This is a genomic window from Cupriavidus sp. D384 (genome assembly GCF_001652915.1).
GTDB lineage: Bacteria > Pseudomonadota > Gammaproteobacteria > Burkholderiales > Burkholderiaceae > Cupriavidus.
The window spans coordinates 1-242 of record NZ_BBQI01000106.1; the positions used below are offsets into that span (position 1 = coordinate 1).

Genomic DNA, 242 nt, shown 5'->3' on the forward strand with positions numbered 1-242 from the left:
TATCACGCGGGGGATTAGCTCAGCTGGGAGAGCACCTGCTTTGCAAGCAGGGGGTCGTCGGTTCGATCCCGTCATCCTCCACCATTACCTTGGGGTTGTAGCTAAAGAAAAGCGCTCGGATGAGTGTTTCTCTTTGGCTGTTGCCAACGAGCATTAGCTCGGCTGTTCTTTAACAATATGGGATGTAGTAAAGGTGTCGCGAAGCGTTGATGAGACGCTGGAGTACAAACGCGATACCGGGT

Annotated in this window: 1 tRNA gene; it reads left to right on the forward strand. The window is 52.5% G+C overall.

The features are described 5' to 3' along the window. Positions 1-8 precede the first annotated feature (8 nt). Positions 9-84 (forward strand) — tRNA-Ala (locus A9J21_RS27345). The last annotated feature ends 158 nt before the right edge of the window (positions 85-242 follow it).